This is a genomic window from Pseudomonas veronii (assembly GCF_002028325.1).
GTDB classification, from domain to species: domain Bacteria; phylum Pseudomonadota; class Gammaproteobacteria; order Pseudomonadales; family Pseudomonadaceae; genus Aquipseudomonas; species Aquipseudomonas veronii.
This window is the reverse complement of sequence record NZ_CP018420.1, coordinates 274,330-293,579: the sequence shown is the minus strand read 5'-3', so window position 1 is coordinate 293,579 and position 19,250 is coordinate 274,330. Positions and strand designations below refer to the sequence as shown.

At 61.8% G+C, this 19,250-nt stretch carries 16 protein-coding genes; 10 read left to right on the top strand and 6 right to left on the bottom strand.

The features are described 5' to 3' along the window. Nucleotides 1-40: 40 nt before the first annotated feature. Nucleotides 41-448 (bottom strand): RNA-binding S4 domain-containing protein, encoded by a 408-nt coding sequence (locus PverR02_RS01300; RefSeq protein ID WP_017848571.1) that lies wholly within the window; start codon nucleotides 446-448, stop codon nucleotides 41-43. Nucleotides 449-564: 116 nt separating this feature from the next. Here PverR02_RS01300 and rimA point away from each other — a divergent pair, with 116 nt between their 5' ends. From rimA to rimK, 3 genes are read left to right on the top strand one after another with little or no spacing between them, the layout of a single operon-like run. Continuing rightward, nucleotides 565-1,344 (top strand): S6 modification regulatory phosphodiesterase RimA, encoded by a 780-nt coding sequence (gene rimA, locus PverR02_RS01295; protein ID WP_017848572.1) that lies wholly within the window; start codon nucleotides 565-567, stop codon nucleotides 1,342-1,344. Nucleotides 1,345-1,357: 13 nt separating this feature from the next. Further along, nucleotides 1,358-1,840 (top strand): retropepsin-like aspartic endopeptidase RimB, encoded by a 483-nt coding sequence (gene rimB / locus PverR02_RS01290; RefSeq protein WP_026140222.1) that lies wholly within the window; start codon nucleotides 1,358-1,360, stop codon nucleotides 1,838-1,840. After that, nucleotides 1,837-2,742 carry a 30S ribosomal protein S6--L-glutamate ligase gene (gene rimK / locus PverR02_RS01285; protein ID WP_003213178.1) on the top strand — a complete coding sequence of 302 codons (906 nt, stop codon included), beginning with the start codon at nucleotides 1,837-1,839 and terminating at the stop codon, nucleotides 2,740-2,742. The genes rimB and rimK overlap by 4 nt, the downstream gene beginning before the upstream one ends. A 97-nt stretch (nucleotides 2,743-2,839) precedes the next feature. On the opposite strand, the gene PverR02_RS01280 is transcribed toward rimK, so the two are convergent. After that, a complete protein-coding gene (locus tag PverR02_RS01280; protein WP_017848574.1) occupies nucleotides 2,840-4,153 on the bottom strand; it encodes an ATP-binding protein in 1,314 nt (437 codons plus the stop codon). A 117-nt stretch (nucleotides 4,154-4,270) separates the two neighbouring features. After that, nucleotides 4,271-5,011 (bottom strand): osmolarity response regulator transcription factor OmpR, encoded by a 741-nt coding sequence (gene ompR, locus PverR02_RS01275; RefSeq protein ID WP_003213175.1) that lies wholly within the window; start codon nucleotides 5,009-5,011, stop codon nucleotides 4,271-4,273. A gap of 357 nt (nucleotides 5,012-5,368) precedes the next feature. Between ompR and PverR02_RS01270 the strand changes: the two genes are divergently transcribed. From PverR02_RS01270 to tauD, 7 genes are all read left to right on the top strand, one after another. Then, complete coding sequence (locus PverR02_RS01270; protein ID WP_046385051.1) at nucleotides 5,369-7,693, top strand: Tex family protein; 2,325 nt, start codon at nucleotides 5,369-5,371, stop codon at nucleotides 7,691-7,693. Next, nucleotides 7,693-8,076: a PaaI family thioesterase gene (locus tag PverR02_RS01265; protein ID WP_017848576.1), complete on the top strand. Its 384-nt coding sequence runs from the start codon at nucleotides 7,693-7,695 to the stop codon at nucleotides 8,074-8,076. The genes PverR02_RS01270 and PverR02_RS01265 overlap by 1 nt, the downstream gene beginning before the upstream one ends. Nucleotides 8,077-8,290: 214 nt before the next feature. After that, entirely contained in the window at nucleotides 8,291-9,874 is a 1,584-nt protein-coding gene (gshA, locus tag PverR02_RS01260) for a glutamate--cysteine ligase (protein ID WP_079442632.1), read from the top strand. A gap of 262 nt (nucleotides 9,875-10,136) precedes the next feature. After that, complete coding sequence (tauA, locus tag PverR02_RS01255; RefSeq protein ID WP_079442631.1) at nucleotides 10,137-11,114, top strand: taurine ABC transporter substrate-binding protein; 978 nt, start codon at nucleotides 10,137-10,139, stop codon at nucleotides 11,112-11,114. A 16-nt stretch (nucleotides 11,115-11,130) separates the two neighbouring features. Then, nucleotides 11,131-11,910, top strand: coding sequence for a taurine ABC transporter ATP-binding subunit (gene tauB, locus PverR02_RS01250; RefSeq protein WP_017848579.1), 780 nt, complete (start codon nucleotides 11,131-11,133; stop codon nucleotides 11,908-11,910). Further along, entirely contained in the window at nucleotides 11,907-12,743 is an 837-nt protein-coding gene (gene tauC / locus PverR02_RS01245) for a taurine ABC transporter permease TauC (RefSeq protein ID WP_079442630.1), read from the top strand. The genes tauB and tauC overlap by 4 nt, the downstream gene beginning before the upstream one ends. Before the next feature lie 14 nt (nucleotides 12,744-12,757). After that, entirely contained in the window at nucleotides 12,758-13,594 is an 837-nt protein-coding gene (gene tauD / locus PverR02_RS01240) for a taurine dioxygenase (protein ID WP_079442629.1), read from the top strand. A 133-nt stretch (nucleotides 13,595-13,727) separates the two neighbouring features. Here tauD and mgrA read toward each other — a convergent pair whose 3' ends face one another. From mgrA to betT, 3 genes are all read right to left on the bottom strand, one after another. After that, a complete protein-coding gene (mgrA, locus tag PverR02_RS01235) occupies nucleotides 13,728-14,765 on the bottom strand; it encodes an L-glyceraldehyde 3-phosphate reductase (protein ID WP_046385055.1) in 1,038 nt (345 codons plus the stop codon). A gap of 108 nt (nucleotides 14,766-14,873) precedes the next feature. Further along, nucleotides 14,874-16,202 (bottom strand): OprD family outer membrane porin, encoded by a 1,329-nt coding sequence (locus PverR02_RS01230; RefSeq protein WP_079442628.1) that lies wholly within the window; start codon nucleotides 16,200-16,202, stop codon nucleotides 14,874-14,876. A gap of 212 nt (nucleotides 16,203-16,414) precedes the next feature. Beyond that, complete coding sequence (gene betT, locus PverR02_RS01225) at nucleotides 16,415-18,376, bottom strand: choline transporter BetT (protein WP_017848584.1); 1,962 nt, start codon at nucleotides 18,374-18,376, stop codon at nucleotides 16,415-16,417. Between the last annotated feature and the right edge of the window lie 874 nt (nucleotides 18,377-19,250).

Here is a 19,250-nt window from a genome sequence, read left to right as displayed (position 1 = left end):
CCACATCTATCGATCTGCTTTGCGCTGACGATGTGCGCGGTCAATCGTCATTACCGCTGCCGCGAAACTTGAACAGGTCGCGGCGCTGCTTCTTGCTCGGCTTGCCATCGGTGGTCATGCCTGTGGCGCCGGCCTTACGCATCGCCGCTGCGTTTTCGCGCTTGGCGACGCTGGCTTCGGTCTCGGCATACAGCGCCTGCGCTTCGGGCGCGCCACGGCGCACGCTGGAAAGCGCCTGGACCACGACAGTTTTTTCGTCAAACCCTATGCGAATCTGCAACTCATCACCCACGCGCGGCTCTTTGCCCGGCTTGCAGCGTTCGCCGCGATGATGCACCTTGCCACTCTCGATAGCGGCCTTGGCCAAGGCACGGGTCTTATAGAAACGCGCCGCCCACAGCCACTTGTCCAAACGGATTTTTTCTTCCTCTGCCTGCTTCTGAGCCACTTGAATTCCTCGTTCTGAAAAATGTCGCAACTTTACTGTTGAAACCCTTCGACGCATAAACCCCAAGGCTCACCTAAGATACGCCAGGTAGCCCCCTGTTTTCGCGAGGATACCCTGTGACCGACTTCCCGACTTCACTCACCTCGCCCAACCAGCATTGCGTGGGCTGCCAGCAAAGCGAGCCCTTGGGTTTTGATTTTGCATTCGCCTACCAACCGATCGTAGACCTTCGCGACCATTCGGTTTTTGCCCACGAAGCCTTGGTGCGGGGTTCACAGGGCGAAGGGGCGTTGTCGGTGCTGGCCCAGGTCAACGATAGCAACCGCTACCGTTTCGACCAGCGTTGCCGTACCCAGGCAATCGCCGGCGCCGCGGCCCTGGGGATGCAAACCTGTCTTTCCATCAATTTCATGCCCAACGCGGTGTATCGACCCGAGCTGTGCATTCGCAGCACCCTGGAGGCCGCCCGCACGCACAATTTTCCGCTTGACCAGCTGATTTTCGAGACGCTGGAAAGCGAACACATAGATAACCATCGCCATTTGACGAATATTCTGCGTGAATACCGCGAATTCGGCTTCAAAACTGCCATCGACGATTTCGGCGCGGGCTATTCAGGGCTGAACCTGCTGGCCGATTTCCAACCTGACTTGATCAAACTCGACATGGCGCTGATTCGCGATGTCGACCAGGATCGTGTCCGCCAGGTCATCGTCCAGGGGATTGTCACAATCTGTGAGCAGTTGGGCGTTACTGTCATCGCTGAAGGCATTGAAAGTGCCGGTGAGCGCGACTTCCTGTCCGACTGTGGAATATTTCTGATGCAGGGCTACTGGTTCGCCAAGCCCGCATTCAACGCGCTGGCCGAGGTTTCCCCTCAAGCCTGGGCGAATTGACCGGTTACCCATATTGAAGACATTTGACCATTTGACCGTTGTCGGTCTGCGTGAGTGGGTGGCACTTCCCGACTTGGGAGTGGCAGGCCTGCGCGCGAAGATCGACACCGGTGCCAGCACTTCGAGCCTGCACGCCACCGATATCGAACCCTTTGAGCGCGACGGTGAGAAATGGGTGCGCTTTACCGCACACCTGGGCAGCGTTGTGCAGTTGCGTCACCGCCGCTGCGAAGCGCCGCTGGTGGCGATGAAAACCATCAAGAGCTCCAATGGTCATGCGCAGGTGCGCTATGTGATCAGCACCACCCTGGCGCTGGGCGACCGGGTATGGCGGGTGGAATTCACCCTCGCCTGCCGCAAGGCCATGCGCTACCGCCTGCTCCTCGGTTCCAAGGCGCTGATTGACGGCCAGTTGGTGGTCAATCCCGGCGTCAAGTACGTTCAAGACAAGCCGGTGTTCCCGGTCTCCACTATTTCTGCCCCAGGTGCTGCATGAAGATTGCTGTGCTGTCGCGAAACCCGCGTCTGTATTCCACCCGCCGCCTGGTCGAGGCCGGCACCGAACGTGGCCACGAAATGGTGGTGATCGACACGTTGCGTGCCTATATGAACATTGCCAGCCATAAGCCGCAGATCCATTACCGCGGCAAACCACTGGAAGGCTTTGATGCGGTGATCCCGCGTATCGGCGCCTCGGTGACCTTTTATGGCTGCGCGGTGTTGCGCCAGTTTGAAATGATGGGCGTCTCCCCGCTGAATGAATCCGTCGCGATCGCGCGCTCGCGGGACAAGCTGCGCTCGCTGCAATTGCTGTCGCGCCGGGGTATCGGCCTGCCGGTCACCGGCTTTGCCCACTCCCCCGACGACATTCCCGACCTGATCGAAATGGTCAACGGCGCGCCGCTGGTGATCAAGGTGCTGGAAGGCACCCAGGGCATCGGCGTGGTGCTGTGCGAAACCGCCACGGCGGCGGAGTCGGTGATCGAGGCATTCATGGGCCTCAAGCAGAACATCATGGTGCAGGAATACATCAAGGAAGCCGGCGGTGCGGATATCCGCTGCTTCGTGGTCGGCGACAAGGTGATTGCCGCGATGAAACGCCAGGCCAAGCCCGGGGAATTCCGCTCCAACCTGCACCGTGGCGGCAGCGCCAGCCTGATCAAGATCACCCCCGAAGAGCGCATGACCGCGCTACGGGCGGCCAAGGTCATGGGGTTGAGCGTGGCGGGTGTGGACATCCTGCGTTCCAACCATGGCCCGCTGGTGATGGAAGTCAATTCATCACCTGGCCTGGAAGGCATCGAGACCACCACCGGCAAGGATGTGGCGGGGATCATCATTCAACATCTGGAAAAGAGTGGCGGGCCGAACATGACCCGGACCAAGGGCAAGGGCTAGAGGAGCAGTCTTCAGCTTGAAGCTTCAGGCTGCAAGAGACGGGCAGAAGCCGTTTGCTTTTCTCTTGCAGCTCTAAACGTGCAGCTTGCCGCTGCAGCTACACCGCGTCTCGGGGCAACATCAAACCCAACGGCAAGCGCACCCGCGCTTCCAGCCCACCGCCCTCGCGGTTGCGCAGCTCAACATTGCCGCCATGCATCGAGGCAATCCGCCGCACAATCGCCAGCCCCAAACCGGTGCCCTTGCCACCCCGAGCACGGTCGCCACGGGTGAAGGGGTTGAAGATGCCTTCCAGCTCGGCCGGGTCGATACCGGCCCCGCGATCCATCACGCTCAGCACCACATAGGGCGCAGCACTGTCACCGGAAACATACGCCGCCACTTCCACATCCGAACCGGCGTGGTGCAAGGCGTTGCCGATCAGGTTGTTCAGCAGGCGCTTCATCGAGACCCGACGCAACGCAAACGGCTGGATCGGCTCCAGGCGCATCCGCACCTGCTCGCCATTCTGGTTGTAGGGCGCTACCACCTCGCGCACCAGGTCCGTCAGGTCGACGACTTCCACCACCTCGTCGCGACCATCGCGGATAAAGGCCAGGAACTGGTCGAGAATCGCGTCCATGTCCTCGATATCACGCACCATGTCGTCCGTGAGATCGGTATGGTTGCCCATCAGCTCCAGGGACAGCCGCAAACGCGTCAATGGCGTGCGCAAGTCATGGGACACGCCCGCAAGCATCAGCTCGCGCTCGCGCCCGGCCTGTTCGACGTCCTCGGCCATCTGGTTGAACGCGCTGTAGACCTCGGTCATCTCGCTGGGCGTGTCGCTGACCGGCAGGCGCACACTGCGCCCCTGTCCCAGCTGGCGGGCGGCGAACACCAGGCGTTTAAGCGGTTGATTGAGCTGGCGCACGAAAATCCACGCGGACGCCGTCGAAAGCAAGCCGATAGCCAGGAACCAGCCCAGTACATTCCAGATCTTCTGCCCTCGCAAAGGGTGCGGATACAGCGGCACCTTCAGCCAATCTTCCCCCAGGCTCGGCGCGCGCACCCACAGCGCGGGTGACACATGCATACGCAGCCGAACTTCGGTGTCGTCGCCCAGTTCCGCCTGCATCTGGCGCTGGTAAATCTCACTGTAGGGCCAATGCTGCTCGCCTTCCGGCACACCTGCACCCGCCACGCGCACCAGTGTCGCCGCCTTGGCGATTTTCTCGCGGTTCTCGGGGTCGGCCGCCCAATAGGCGCGCAAGGTCAGGGCGACACCGTGGCTGTATTGTCGATCCACCAGCACGTCTTCGTTCATCAACAGATAAACCAGCGTGAGTGCCTTGGAAAACAGAACGACGATGAGCACCAGCCAAAGGGTGCGGGAGAAGAAACTTTGCGGGAACCACAGCGGGGTTTTCATAGGAGACAGCTAGACACCTTGCAGGAACGAGCGGCGCTCGCAGAATTGCAGACGCCGGACATCCCGTCGCCCCTCATGGAGCCAAACGCCAGGATGCCCGCCCCTGCAAATCATCGGTCACTTGGTTGCAGTGCCATCCGGCACAAACACATACCCCACGCCCCACACCGTCTGGATATAACGCGGCTTGGACGGGTCCGGCTCGATCATTCGGCGCAGACGGGAAATCTGCACGTCGATGGAGCGCTCCAGAGCGTCCCATTCCCGACCACGGGCCAGGTTCATCAGTTTGTCGCGGGTCAGCGGCTGGCGCGCGTTCATCACCAGCGCCTTGAGCACGGCGAACTCGCCGGTGGTGAGCATGTGGACTTCATCGCCACGCTTGAGCTCACGGGTGGCCAATGACAGTTCGTAATCGCCGAAGGTGACGCTTTCGTCTTCACTGCCCGGTGCGCCCGGCACCGGCGCCGCCTGGCGACGCAATACGGCCTTGACCCGCGCCATCAGCTCGTCCGGGTTGAACGGCTTGGCCAGGTAATCATCAGCGCCCAGTTCGAGGCCCTTGATGCGGCTCAGCTCATCGCCCTTGGCGGTGAGCATGATGATCGGAATCTGGTTGTTCGCGCCGCGCAGGCGTTTGCAGGCGGTGAGGCCGTCTTCGCCGGGTAGCATCAGGTCGAGCACGACCAGGTTGAACACTTCCCGCCCCAACAGGCGGTCCATCTGCTCGGTGTTCGGCACCGCGCGGGCACGATAACCCTTGGAGTTGAAAAAACGCTCCAGCAGGCTGCTCAGCCCCGGATCGTCATCAACGATGAGAATTTTTTCGCCTTCAGCAGTTTGTGCAGTGCTGCTCATTGGATGCTCCTCTTATCTCGGCGCGCATTATGGCCTAGCTGCCGTTATACGCACCGTGTGCATTGTTAGCAGATTTTTCCTCTACTGCCAGCGAACCCACGCCCTACAACCTGCGGCGCAGTCCCCCCCAAGGACAGAACGCTGGTTATAATGCGGCGCCTTCGTGCAGGGCAACGTCAGATCGTTACCGTTTACTGCCGGGCTTTTTTTCACCCGCTTGTCGTGTTTTTTACGATTTCGAGGGTCAATAGGCAGCCTCTTGACCCAGGCAGCGGCGCCAGTCGGGCCGCTCAACCAGCCTCGTCGGGCCTTGTTTTCCGGGCTTGCGAGCTGCTTTTAAGAATTTCAGGTGGTTTTATGGACAGCATCAACAGCCGCATCGCCGAGGAACTCGGCGTACGCCCCCAACAGGTCGAAGCGGCCGTCGCTCTACTGGATGAGGGCTCCACGGTGCCCTTCATCGCCCGTTACCGAAAAGAAGTGACCGGCAGCCTCGACGACATTCAACTGCGGCACCTGGAAGAGCGCCTGCGCTACCTGCGAGAACTCGACGAACGGCGCATCAGCATCCTCGCCAGCATCGCGGAACAGGGCAAGCTGACCCCACAATTGGAACGCGACATCAAACTCGCCGATACCAAGACCCGTCTCGAAGACCTCTACCTGCCGTACAAACAGAAGCGCCGCACCAAGGGCCAGATCGCCCTGGAAGCCGGCCTCGGCGACCTGGCCGACGGCCTGTTCAACGACCCATCGCTGAACCCGGATACCGAAGCCGCGCGCTTCATCAACGCTGAAAAAGGCGTCGCCGACGTCAAGGCCGCCCTCGAAGGCGCCAAATACATCCTGATGGAACGCTTCGCCGAAGACGCCAGCCTGCTGGAAAAGCTGCGCACCTACCTGAAGCAGGAAGCCATCCTCAGCGCCCGCGTGATCGCCGGCAAAGAGGAAGAAGGCGCCAAGTTCCGCGACTACTTCGAACACGACGAACCGCTCAAGAGCATGCCGTCCCACCGCGCCCTGGCGATTTTCCGCGGCCGCAACGAAGGTATTCTCAGCTCCGCGCTGAAAGTCGGCGACGAACTGCCGGGCACCATGCACCCGTGCGAAGGCATGATCGGTCAACAATTCGGCATCCAGAATCAGAACCGTCCTGCGGACAAGTGGCTCGGTGAAGTCGTGCGCTGGACCTGGAAGGTCAAGCTCTACACCCACCTGGAAACCGACCTGCTCGGCGAGTTGCGCGACGGCGCCGAAACCGAAGCAATCAACGTCTTCGCCCACAACCTGCACGACCTGCTGCTGGCCGCACCGGCCGGCCCGCGTGCCACCCTGGGCCTCGACCCGGGCCTGCGCACCGGCTGCAAGGTCGCCGTGGTCGACTCGACCGGCAAGCTGCTGGACCACGCCACCGTGTATCCGCACGTGCCCCACAACAAGTGGGACCAGACCCTCGCGATCCTCGCCGCCCTGTGCGCCAAGCACGCGGTGGACCTGATCGCCATCGGCAACGGCACCGCCAGCCGTGAAACCGACAAACTGGCCGCCGAACTGATCAAAAAATACCCGGCCATGAAGATGACCAAGGTCATGGTCTCCGAGGCGGGCGCTTCGGTGTACTCGGCGTCGGAACTGGCTTCCAAGGAATTCCCGGACCTCGACGTGTCGATCCGTGGCGCGGTGTCCATCGCCCGTCGCCTGCAAGACCCGCTGGCCGAACTGGTGAAAATCGACCCGAAATCCATCGGCGTCGGCCAATACCAGCACGATGTGTCGCAGCTGAAACTGGCACGCGGCCTGGATGCGGTGGTGGAAGACTGCGTGAACGCCGTGGGCGTGGACGTGAACACCGCCTCCGTCGCGCTGCTGGCGCGGATCTCCGGCCTCAACGCGACCCTGGCGCAGAACATCGTGACCCACCGCGACGAAAACGGTGCGTTCAAGACCCGCGCCGCGCTGAAAAAAGTCGCACGCCTGGGTGAAAAAACCTTCGAACAGGCCGCCGGCTTCCTGCGTGTGATGAACGGCGACAACCCGCTGGACGCCTCGGCGGTCCACCCGGAAGCCTACCCGCTGGTGCAACGCATCGCCGCCGAGACCGACCGCGACATCCGCTCGCTGATCGGCGACGCTGCGTTCCTCAAGCGCCTGGACCCGAAGAAGTACACCGACGAGACCTTCGGCGTGCCGACCATCACCGACATCCTGCAAGAGCTGGAAAAACCCGGGCGCGACCCGCGTCCCGAGTTCAAGACCGCCGAGTTCCAGGACGGCGTCGAAGACCTCAAGGACCTGCAACTGGGCATGATCCTCGAAGGCGTGGTGACCAACGTGACCAACTTCGGCGCCTTTGTGGACATCGGCGTGCATCAGGACGGTTTGGTGCATATCTCCGCGCTTTCGGAGAAGTTCATCAAAGACCCGCGCGAAGCGGTGAAGGCCGGTGACGTGGTCAAGGTCAAGGTCATGGAAGTCGACATCCCGCGCAAGCGCGTCGGCCTGTCGATGCGTATGAGCGACACCCCCGGCGAGAAAATCGACGGTGCCCGTGGCGCCCGCCCAGGCTCGGCGCCGCGCCAGTCGCAAAACAACGCGCCACGCAAGGAAACCGCGACCGCAGCGCCGAGCAACAACGCCATGGCCTCGCTGTTCGCCAACGCCAAACAGTTGAAGAAACGCTGATGGAGATTCCGGCCGGCTTGACCCAAAGCGCGTTCAGCGAACTGATCGGCTGCCGCCTGCAACGCCTGGAGCAGGGCGTTGCCGAGGTGGCCCTGAGCCTGGAGCCGCAACTGCGTAACCGCGCAGGCAAGCTGCATGGCGGGGCGATTTTCAGCCTGGTCGACATCACCATGGGGCTGGCCTGTTCCAGCGCCCACGGGTTCGACCAGCAGAGCGCGACCATCGAATGCAAAATCAACTACATCCGCGCGGTGGAAAACGGCGAGGTGCTGTGTACCGCGCGGGTGATTCACCCCGGGCGGCGCACGTTGGTGGTCGAAGCCGACGTGTACCAAGGTGAAAGACTTGTCGCAAAAGCGCAGGGCACCTTCGCTGTCCTATAGCTCCCCGCCCTCGATTTGAGTTAATTTCGGCGCTGCGATAACAGCGTCGGAATTTTCTTGCTGCGCTACAGCCCAACTCATGGAGTGATGTAGGCTTTTTCAAAGCGGGTCAAATCGACTCAAAACCAGGCGATCACGCCAGTTTTAACTTCACCCTTGTAGACCGTCCTGCCCACCCCCATATTGGGGCGACTGACGCGTGAAGGAATCCAACTTGAGCGAACTTCTCAACCGCCGCCTGGCCCTGCTCGGCAAGCGCGAACACCTCTCCCTGCTGGAGCATTGCTTGCACGGCATCGAGCGCGAATGCCTGCGTGTCACCCATGAAGGTCGCCTGGCGCAGACGCCGCATCCCGAAGCCCTGGGCGCCGCGCTGACCCACGAACAGATCACCACCGACTACTCGGAATCGTTGCTGGAGTTCATCACCCCAGCCCTGCCCAACCCGGCCGATACCCTGAGCAGCCTGGACAAGATCCATCGCTTTGCCTACAGCAAGCTCGGCAGCGAATACCTGTGGAGCCCCTCGATGCCGTGCCCGTTGCCGGCCGAGGAAGACATTCCGATTGCCTACTACGGCACCTCCAATATCGGACAGCTCAAATACGTGTATCGCAAGGGCCTGGCCCTGCGTTACGGCAAGACCATGCAGTGCATTGCCGGCATCCACTACAACTTTTCCCTGCCGGAAAAATTGTGGCCGCTGCTCAAGGAAAGCGAAGGCTTCGTCGGCACCGACCGCGACTATCAGTCCGACGCCTATATCGCCCTGATCCGTAACTTCCGCCGCAACAGCTGGCTGCTGATGTACCTGTTCGGTGCCTCGCCGGCGCTGGACGCAGGCTTCCTGCGCGGCCGTTCGCACCAGTTGGACGTGCTGGATGCCGACACCTTGTACCTGCCGTATGCCACCAGCCTGCGCATGAGCGACCTGGGTTACCAGAGCAACGCCCAGGCCGGCCTGACGCCGTGCTACAACGATTTGGCCAGCTACACCGACAGCCTGCGCGAAGCGGTGGCAACGCCCTACGCGCCTTATGTCGAAGTCGGCACCCACAAGGATGGAGAGTGGGTGCAGCTCAACACCAACATCCTGCAGATCGAAAACGAGTACTACTCCAACATCCGCCCCAAGCGCGTGACCTACACCGGCGAGCGGCCGATCCAGGCGCTGATGGCCCGTGGCATCCAGTACATCGAAGTGCGCTGCCTGGACATCAACCCGTTCCTGCCGATGGGCATCGACCTACAAGAGTCGCGCTTCCTCGATGCGTTCCTGCTGTATTGCGCGATGAACGACAGCCCGCTGTTCGCCGACAACGAGTGCGGCAACGCCACCTCGAACTTCCTCAGCGTGGTCAAGGAAGGCCGGCGTCCGGGCCTGCAACTGCAGCGCAAGGGCCAGGCGGTGGACATGAAGGAATGGGCCACCGAGCTGCTGGAGCAGATCGCGCCGCTGGCGGCCCTGCTCGATCAGAGCCACGGCATCGAGGAACACCGCCAGGCACTGGACGCCCAGTTGGCCAAGGTCAACGACCCGTCCCTGACGCCATCGGCCCAGGTGTTGGCCGCGATGGCCGAGCGCAAGGAAAGTTTCGCCCAGTTCTCCCTGCACCAGAGCGAGGTGCATGCCGAGTATTTCCGCAGCGAACCGTTGCCCGCCGAAGAGCAGGCGCACTTTGAAGAACTGGCACGCAAGTCGCTGGCGCAACAGGTGGAGCTGGAGCAGAACGAAGTGGGCGATTTCGATGTGTTCGTCGGCTCGTACCAGGCTAGCATCCTGGCCATCAGCAACTAAAAACCGAACTCGTTCCCCCAGGGAAATGAGCTTCATGTGGGAGGGGGCTTGCCCCCGATGGCGGTCCTCAGTTAACTGATCAGTGACTGACCCACCGCTATCGGGAGCAAGCTCCCTCCCACATTTGCCCTCACTGGGATGAAGAATCCCGCCCACCCTTCTCCTCATAAGCTAATTCGAAAAAGTTATTTATTTTCGTATTCTTAGATCATTTAGTCTCCTCACACGCCGACACTCGGCCGCCTGATTGAGGAGCTTCCCCTTGAAACTGCATTCCCCTCTCCGCCTCTTGGCGGCATTGTCCCTGGCCGGTGCCAGCCTGTTCGCCCAGGCGGCGGATGTGACCATCGCCTACCAGACCACCGTGGACCCGGCGAAAGTCGCCCAGGCCGACGGCGCGTATGAAAAAGCCACGAACGCCAAGATCGACTGGCGCAAATTCGACAACGGTTCCGACATCATCGCCGCCATCGCGTCCGGCGATGTGCAGATCGGCTACCTCGGTTCCAGCCCGCTGACCGCCGCCATCACCCGTAAAGTGCCGGTGCAGACCTTCCTCGTCGCCACCCAGATCGGCGGTGCCGAAGCCCTGGTGGCGCGCAACGGTTCGGGGATCAATGGCCCGCAGGACCTGATCGGTAAAAAAGTCGCCGTGCCCTTCGTATCCACCGGCCACTACAGCCTGCTGGCCGCGCTGAAGCACTGGAACATCGACCCGGCGAAAGTGACCATCCTCAACCTCGCGCCGCCGGCCATCATCGCCGCCTGGAAGCGCGGCGATATCGACGCCACCTACGTATGGGACCCGGCCCTGGGCGTGGCCAAGGAAAACGGCAAGGTGCTGATCACTTCCGGCGAGCTGGCCACGTTCGGCGCGCCGACCTTCGACGCGTGGATCGTGCGTAAGGACTTCGCCGAGAAGCATCCGGAAATCGTCAGCGCTTTCGCCAAAGTCACCCTGGATGCCTACGCCGCGTACCGCAAAGACCCACAAGCCTGGCTCGCCGACAAAAGCAACGTCGACAAGCTGGTGAAACTCTCCGGGGCCAAGGCCAGCGACATCCCCGCGCTGCTGCAAGGCAACGTCTACCCGCTGGCCGCTGAGCAGGTGACCCTGCTGGGCGCGCCGACCATCAAGGCGGTGACCGACACCGCCGCATTCCTCAAGGAACAAGGCAAGGTCGAGGCGGTGCTGCCGGATTACGCCCCTTACATCAGCGCCAAGTTCATCACCCACTGATCAGGAGTTCATCGCGATGGCCTTGCTACAACTGGAGCGCATCAGCGCACGGTACCCAGGCGCCACAGAACCGGTACTGTCTGATATTTCACTCGAACTTGGGCCCCGGCAATTGCTGGTGGCCCTCGGCCCGTCCGGCAGTGGCAAGACTTCGCTGTTGAACCTGATTGCCGGTTTTGTCGAGCCCTCTGCCGGGCGCATCAGCCTCGATGGCGTGCCAGTCAAAGGCCCGAGCGCCGAACGCGGCGTGGTGTTCCAGGACGATGCCCTGCTGCCCTGGCAGGACGTGCTGGCCAATGTCGGCTTCGGCCTGGAGCTGGCCGGCGTGAGCAAAGCGCAACGCGAAGTGCGCGCCCGGGAAATGCTCGCGCTGGTGGACCTGGCCGGTTTCGACAGCCGGCGCATCTGGCAACTGTCCGGCGGCCAGAAGCAACGCGTCGGCCTGGCCCGCGCCCTGGCGGCGGACCCGCGTGTACTGCTGATGGACGAACCCTTCGGCGCCCTCGATGCATTCACCCGCGAACAGATGCAGGAGCTGCTGCTGCAAGTCTGGCGGCGCACGGCCAAGCCGGTATTCCTGATTACCCATGACATCGAAGAAGCGGTGTTCCTTGCCACCGATCTGATCCTGCTGGCGCCCAACCCCGGTCAGATCGTCGAGCGCCTGCACCTGGATTTCGGTCAACGTTATGCGGCCGGCGAGTCGGCGCGAGCGATCAAATCCGACCCGCGCTTTATCGAAACCCGCGAACACGTGCTGGGCAAAGTGTTCTCCCAACGGCAGGTGTCCGCATGAGCAGCTACGAACTTCCCGCCACGGTCGCCAAGCCGGCGGCGCGCACCGTTATCCCGCTGCGGCGCAGCCTGAGTACGCGTTGGATCAGCCTGTTGACGCTGGTTGCCTTGCTGGTGATCTGGTGGGCGGTGACCGCCAGCGGCCTGATCGAACCATTGTTCCTGCCGCCACCGTCCGCCGTGCTGCAAAAAGGCTGGTTGCTGGCGACCACGGGCTACATGGATTCCACCTTGTGGCAGCACCTCGGCGCGAGCCTCGAACGCATCGGCCTGGGCCTGGGCTTTGCGGTGCTGACCGCGGTCCCGGTGGGGATTGCCATCGGCTCGAACCGTATCGCGCGGGGTATTCTCGACCCGTTGATCGAGTTCTACCGGCCGATTCCACCCCTGGCCTACCTGCCGCTGATCGTGATCTGGTGCGGCATCGGCGAGCTGTCCAAAGTGCTGCTGATCTACCTGGCGATCTTTGCCCCGATTGCCATCGCGACCGCGACCGGCGTGCGTACCGTCGACCCGGCCAAGCTGCGTGCCGCGCAGTCGCTGGGGGCCACGCGCGCCCAGCTGATTCGCCATGTGATCCTGCCGAGCGCGCTGCCCGACATCCTCACCGGCGTGCGTATCGGGCTGGGAGTTGGCTGGTCGACCTTGGTCGCCGCCGAGCTGATCGCCGCCACCAGCGGCCTGGGCTTCATGGTGCAGTCAGCGGCGCAGTTCCTGGTCACCGATGTCGTGGTGCTGGGGATTCTGGTGATCGCACTGATCGCCTTCGCCATGGAAATGGGCCTGCGGGCCCTGCAGCGTAAATGGGTGCCGTGGCATGGCCAGGCACACTGAGTGATGAGAACCCAATGAGCAGCCTGACCGTTACCCCATTAAGCACCGCCCTCGGCGCGCAGATCAGTGGCGTCGATATCACTCAACCGCTGAGCCCCGAACAGCGCGACGCCATCGAACAGGCGTTGCTCACTCATTCGGTGGTGTTTTTCCGCGACCAGCCGCTCACCCCGCAGCAACAAGCACGCTTCGCGGCGAACTTCGGCGATCTGCACATTCATCCGATCTACCCCAACGTGCCGGAACAGCCTGAAGTGCTGATCCTCGACACCGCCGTCACCGACGTGCGCGACAACGCCGTCTGGCACACCGACGTGACCTTCCTGCCCACCCCGGCCCTCGGCGCGGTGCTGAGTGCCAAGCAACTGCCGGCGTTTGGCGGCGACACGCTGTGGGCCAGCGGGATTGCTGCGTATGCGGCCCTATCCGAGCCGCTGAAGAGGCTGCTCGACGGGCTCACCGCCACGCACGATTTCACCAAGTCCTTCCCGCTGGAGCGCTTTGGCAACACTGCCGAAGACCTGGCGCGCTGGGAAGAAACCCGCAAGAAGAACCCGCCGCTGTCGCACCCGGTGGTACGCACCCACCCGGTGAGTGGGCGCAAGTCGCTGTTTGTCAGCGAGGGCTTCACCACCAGAATCAACGAGCTGGAAGCGGCGGAAAGCGAGGCGATCTTGAAGCTGCTGTTCGCCCACGCGACACGCCCGGAGTTCACGATTCGCTGGCGCTGGCAGGAGAATGACGTGGCCTTCTGGGATAACCGCGTCACCCAGCATTACGCGGTGGACGACTACCGGCCACAGCGGCGGGTGATGCACCGGGCGACGATTCTTGGCGATGTGCCGTTCTGAGCCGAACACGACAGTCGCCACACTGAAGACAAAATGTGGGAGGGGGCTTGCCCCCGATGGCGCTGTATCAGTCAATGCATGTACTGACTGACCCACCGCCATCGGGGGCAAGCCCCCTCCCACATTGACCGGATTATTCAGCCGTCGATGGCTTTTCCCACAGGTTGATCCCGCCTTCCAGCGCAAACCGATCGATCTCCGCCAGTTCTTCGGCGGTAAAGCTCAAGTTCTTCAGCGCCCCGACGTTTTCAATGATCTGCTCCGGCCGGCTCGCGCCGATCAGCGCACTGGTTACCCGTGGGTCACGCAGGGTCCAGGCCAGGGCCAGTTGGGCCAGGCTTTGGCCACGGCGCTTGGCGATTTCATTCAGCGCGCGCACGTGAGCGAGGTTGGCTTCGGACAAGTGCTTGGCCTGCAACGAACCGCCACCGGGGCGATTGACCCGTGCATCGGCCGGCACGCCATTGAGGTACTTGTCGGTCAGCAGCCCCTGGGCCAACGGCGTGAACGCGATCACCCCGGCGCCGAGGGCTTCGGTGGTGTCGAGCAGGTCTTTTTCCACCCAGCGGTTGAGCAGGTTGTAGGCCGGCTGATGGATCAGCAGCGGGACTTTCCACTCGTTGAGCAAGGCGGCGATTTCGCGGGTTTTCACCCCGGAGTAGGAAGAAATACCGATGTACAACGCCTTGCCTTGCTGCACAGCGGTGGCGAGGGCGCTGGCGGTTTCTTCCAGGGGGGTGTCGGCGTCGAAGCGGTGCGAGTAGAAAATATCCACATAGTCGACGCCCAGGCGCTGCAGGCTCTGGTCCAGGCTCGCCAGGACGTATTTGCGCGAACCGCCGCCCTGGCCATAAGGGCCGGGCCACATGTCCCAACCGGCCTTGCTGGAGATGATCAATTCGTCGCGGTAATGCTTGAAGTCTTCGCGCAGCAAACGCCCGAAGTTGATCTCGGCGCTGCCATAGGGCGGGCCGTAGTTGTTGGCCAGGTCGAAGTGGTTGATCCCCAGGTCGAACGCGGTGCGCAGCAGGGCGCGCTGGGTGTCGATCGGGGTGCTGTCGCCAAAGTTGTGCCACAGCCCCAGGGACAGTGCCGGCAGCACCAAGCCACTGCGGCCGACGCGGCGATACGGAATAGATTCGTAGCGGTTTTCGGCAGCGATATAAGTCATCGAATCCTCTCTTGGACGGGGGCAAATAAGGCCTGGGAATAAGCCTATTCCCAGGCCTTTTAAGCAGCTGAATCGCTTAACGTTGCCTTTCCGTTTTACAGCAAACTCCTACCAAAGTGGAACGACATAGCTGACATAAAAGCGGTTTTCATCCTGCACGGTGGCACCGGTAATGTCCGGGCTGGCGTGGGCGTTTTTCCAGGTCACGCCCAGGCCCTTGAGGGTGCCGGTCGGCACTTGGTAGGCCACGGCAACGTTGCGTTCCCATTCGCTGGTAGTGCCCTGTGCGGTGCGGATGTCATCGCCGTGGGCATAGGCGGCGGAGAACGTCAGGCCGTTGAGGCCCAGTTTGCCGAAGTCATATTTGTATTGCGCCAGCCAGGTGCGTTCGCCGGCGTGCTGGAATTTGTTCAACTGCATGTTGGTCAGCGCCGGGGTGTCGGCACCCGAGCCGGGGCCCTGGTGGCTGTCGCCGCTGTTAAGGCCGGAATCCAGGTAGGGGAAGTCGCTGCTGCCGCTGTTTTTCTGGATGCCGAGGCCGACGGTATGACCTTCCAGGCTGTAGCTCTCCAACAGGCTGACGGTGGACTGGTTGATGCGGCCCTTGTTCACGCCATCGCCATAGACCCCCGCCGCGGCATAATCCTTGTCGCCATCGGCGTTACCGCCCACCCCCAGGCTGCGGAACATACGCACATCGGTGTCGATCGCACCGACCGACAACGCGTCATGGCGCTTGGCACCGAGGAAGAACTGTTGGTAGTAATCCTCAAGGTTGGAATACCACAGGCTGACGGTGGTGCCCGGCAAGCCGGTGTAGTCGGCACCGCCGAAGAGGAAGCGGTCGCTTTCCTTGGTGCCGCCCGCGGTGATCATGCCTTGGTCGCCGGTTTCATTGCGGATCTTGGTCTTGAAGATATCGCCACCGGTGAAGGTGAAGTCGCTGAGGTCCTTGGAGACCAGTTGCACACCGGTGTTGGTCTGCTGGTACAGGCGGCCGTCGGTGTTGGCCAGCACCGGGTTGTTGCCATACAGCGTACCGACCCGCAGTTCATCCTTGGCGAAGCGCATTTTGAACGTCGGGCTCAGCACCCCGAACTGGTCAGCGGATTTACCGTCGTCCAGCGGGAACATGCTGCCGGGGTAGCGGCCCTGGTGATTCTTGTCATTGAGGTCGCCGCCGGAGTCCAGTTTCAAACCGTAGAACGCCTGCAAGTCGAGGCCGAAACCCACGGGGCCTTCGGTGTAGCCGGACTTGAAGTTGAACTCGAAACCCTGGCCCCAATCGCGAACGCTGTGGGCCTTGGCGTTGCTGCCGACCACGTCACGCCCCTGCTGGTTGAGATAGCGGTTGAGCAGGGTCACATCGGCGTGGCTGTCATCGATAAAATCGGCATGGGCGGACAACATAAAGCTCGCCATGGCGACACCGACCATGGGGCTTAATAACGTCTTCATTGTTACCGGTCTCCGTCACTGTTCTGAAATGAAAGCGTCAAACGCTTCACACAATTACGCAGTGGCTAGATGACAGTTGCGCGTCAAAATGCGGCGGGGGCACATGAAATTAAGTTTAAGAAAGCCCCGTAATAGAGGCCTTGCGTGGGGGTAAAGCGCGCCCTGCCCACGCGGGAGCAGGGCCTGGCACATCAACGCACCAAGTGCAGGAACTGCAGGTGGCGCTCGTACTGGTCGAGAATATCGTTGATGACCTGCTCCTTGGTATAGCCCACCAGATCGTAGTCCTGGCTGCCCTCGCTCAAGTGGACTTCGGCCCGGTAGTAGCGACGGTTGTTGAGCTCCTTGGAACCCATGCCGCCACGGGCAAACGACGGTGTGAAGTACCCGCGCATTTGTACCTGATAAACGAACGGGTGCTCTTCACCATGGCCGATTTCCAGGCTGACGCTGTCGTTGGACGGGTCAGGCTGGGTGACCACATTCAGGCCCTTCTCGACGAACACGGCGGTCACTTCTTCGATCGCCGGGCGTACCGTCGACTCAAGGAAGCGGTACACCTCGTCGCGCGACGGGAAATGCACCGCCTGGCTCAAACGCTGGCGCCAGCCGCCACGGCCCTTGCGTGCCGCGGACACCGGGGCCAACGAATGCAGTTGGGCGATCTGCTTCTGCGATTCGAGGTAGAAGGCTTTGTGCAGCCCCCACATCATCAGCAGCAGGATCAACGAGAACGGCAACGAGGTCAGCACTACCGCCGATTTCAGCGAATCGATACTGCCGGCAAACAGCAAGGCACTGGTCACCAGCGCGGTCATCGCGCCCCAGAACACCCGCAGCCACTTCGGCCCATCTTCATCGGCGTTGCCGCCTTTGGATGACAGCGTGGACAGCACCACGGTGCCGGAGTCGGCGGAGGTGACGAAGAACACGAAGCTGATAAACACCGTGACCGCGATCACCGTCTTGCTCCACGGGTAGGTTTCCAGCAGCAGGTAGAGGCTCATCGACGGGTCATCGATGGCCGACTGGCCGAGCGCCGTCATCCCGTGATTGAGCACCTGGTCGATGGCGCTGTTGCCGAAGATCGACATCCACGCCAGGGTGAAACCCAGCGGGATCAGCAGCACGCCAAACACGAATTCGCGGATGGTGCGGCCACGGGAAATACGCGCGATAAACAGGCCCACGAACGGCGACCAGGCAATCCACCAGGCCCAGTAGAACACGGTCCAGCCACCCAGCCAGTCGCTCGGCTTGTCGTAGGCGTAGACGTCGAAACTCTTGGTCGGCAGTGCGCCGAGGTAGTCGCCGATGTTCTGGATCAGGGTGTTGAGCAAGTGCTGGGTGGGCCCGGCGAACAACACGAACAGCAGCAGCGCACAGGCCAGCAGCATGTTGATGTCGGACATCACGCGCACGCCCTTGTCCACGCCAGCCACCGCCACCAGGATCGCCGCCCCCATCATCAGGGTGATCAGGCCGACCTGGATCCACTGGGTGTGGGCAATGCCAAACAGGTAATCCAACCCGGCGTTGAGGTGCAGCACACCGAAGCCCATGTCGGCACCGAGGCCGAACACCGTGGCGATGATGCCGAAGCCGTCCACCGCGTAGCCGATCGGGCCGTTGATGCGCTTGCCGATCAGCGGGTACAGCGCCGAACGCAACGCCAGCGGCAGGTTATGCCGGTAGGCGAAGTACGCGAGGGCCATGCCGACAAAGGCGAACACGCCCCAGCCATGCAGGCCCCAGTGCAGAAACAGGATCTGCATGGCCTGGCGCGCGGCATCGGCGTTCATCGCCGCGCCCTGGGGCGGTTGCACCAGGTGCGTCAGCGGCTCGGAGACGCAAAAGAAAAACAGCGTGATGCTGATCCCTGCGGCGAACAGCATGCCGGCCCAGGACAGGTAACTGAACTCGGGCTCGTCGTGGTCGGCACCGAGTTTTATCTTGCCGTAGCCCGATAGCGCGGTGACCACCACGAAGACCAGATACAGAGTCATCGCGAGCATGTAGTACCAGCCGACCGTATTGGCCGCCCAGTTTTGCGCCGCCAGCAACCAGGCACCGGCCTGTTGCGGGATGGCGATGACGGTGATGCCAAACAGCAGGATGAAGCTTGCGGCGAAATAGAACACGGGCGCATTCATACGCACCAGACCGCTGGGTGGGGTGGTCGATGCACTCATGAACGATGCACCCCTGAGGTGTGAGATGTGGCTGTGAATAACGGACTCAGCAAAGGTAAGCCTCCTGTTGTGAGCGGGCAGCGAACCACCGATTTAACTTGAACGAACGTTCAAGTTAAACATGGATAGGCGGTTTTGGACTAATCGCAGGGCTGAGTGGTAGGTGATTCCTACACTAGCTCAAGGACTGGTATGACGCCTGGGCGAGGCAAATCGTTCAGCGGTTGCCGACTGAAATACCCCTCACATTTGAAATACAGTCACCCTGTGGGAGGGGGCTTGCCCCCGATTGCGGTGGGTCAGCCAGCACAGGCATTGAGCGGCCCACCGCTATCGGGAGCAAGCTCCCTCCCACAGGGTTTTGTGTGATCTTTTGGGTGCCGTCGTCATGCTGATAAATTGAACATGGATGAGCCGCAAGGCTGAGGGGTAGGTGATTGAACGAGGCAAATCATCCAGCGGTTGCCGACTGAAATACCGCTCACATTTGAAATACAGTCACCCTGTGGGAGGGGGCTTGCCCCCGATTACGGTGGGTCAGCCAGCACATGCATTGAGCGGCCCACCGCTATCGGGAGCAAGCTCCCTCCCACAGGGTTTTGTGTGATCGATAGGCCGCAAGGCTGAGGGGTAGGTGATTGAACGAGGCAAATCATCCAGCGGCTGCCGACTCAAACACCGCTCACATTTGAAACGCAGTCACCCTGTGGGAGGGGGCTTGCCCCCGATTGCGGTGGGTCAGCCAGCACATGCATTGAGCGGCCCACCGCTATCGGGAGCAAGCTCCCTCCCACAGGGTTTTGTGTGATCGATAGGCCGCAAGGCTGAGGGGTAG

What these genes read in the sequence shown, in the direction of transcription:
- rimK (WP_003213178.1), top strand. Translation starts at nt 1,837, where the DNA reads ATGAAGATTGCTGTGCTGTCGCGAAACCCGCGTCTGTATTCCACCCGC.
- PverR02_RS01280 (WP_017848574.1), bottom strand. Translation starts at nt 4,153, where the DNA reads ATGAAAACCCCGCTGTGGTTCCCGCAAAGTTTCTTCTCCCGCACCCTT.
- ompR (WP_003213175.1), bottom strand. Translation starts at nt 5,011, where the DNA reads ATGAGCAGCACTGCACAAACTGCTGAAGGCGAAAAAATTCTCATCGTT.
- PverR02_RS01270 (WP_046385051.1), top strand. Translation starts at nt 5,369, where the DNA reads ATGGACAGCATCAACAGCCGCATCGCCGAGGAACTCGGCGTACGCCCC.
- PverR02_RS01265 (WP_017848576.1), top strand. Translation starts at nt 7,693, where the DNA reads ATGGAGATTCCGGCCGGCTTGACCCAAAGCGCGTTCAGCGAACTGATC.
- tauB (WP_017848579.1), top strand. Translation starts at nt 11,131, where the DNA reads ATGGCCTTGCTACAACTGGAGCGCATCAGCGCACGGTACCCAGGCGCC.
- tauC (WP_079442630.1), top strand. Translation starts at nt 11,907, where the DNA reads ATGAGCAGCTACGAACTTCCCGCCACGGTCGCCAAGCCGGCGGCGCGC.
- tauD (WP_079442629.1), top strand. Translation starts at nt 12,758, where the DNA reads ATGAGCAGCCTGACCGTTACCCCATTAAGCACCGCCCTCGGCGCGCAG.
- mgrA (WP_046385055.1), bottom strand. Translation starts at nt 14,765, where the DNA reads ATGACTTATATCGCTGCCGAAAACCGCTACGAATCTATTCCGTATCGC.
- PverR02_RS01230 (WP_079442628.1), bottom strand. Translation starts at nt 16,202, where the DNA reads ATGGTCGGTGTCGCCATGGCGAGCTTTATGTTGTCCGCCCATGCCGAT.
- betT (WP_017848584.1), bottom strand. Translation starts at nt 18,376, where the DNA reads ATGAATGCGCCCGTGTTCTATTTCGCCGCAAGCTTCATCCTGCTGTTT.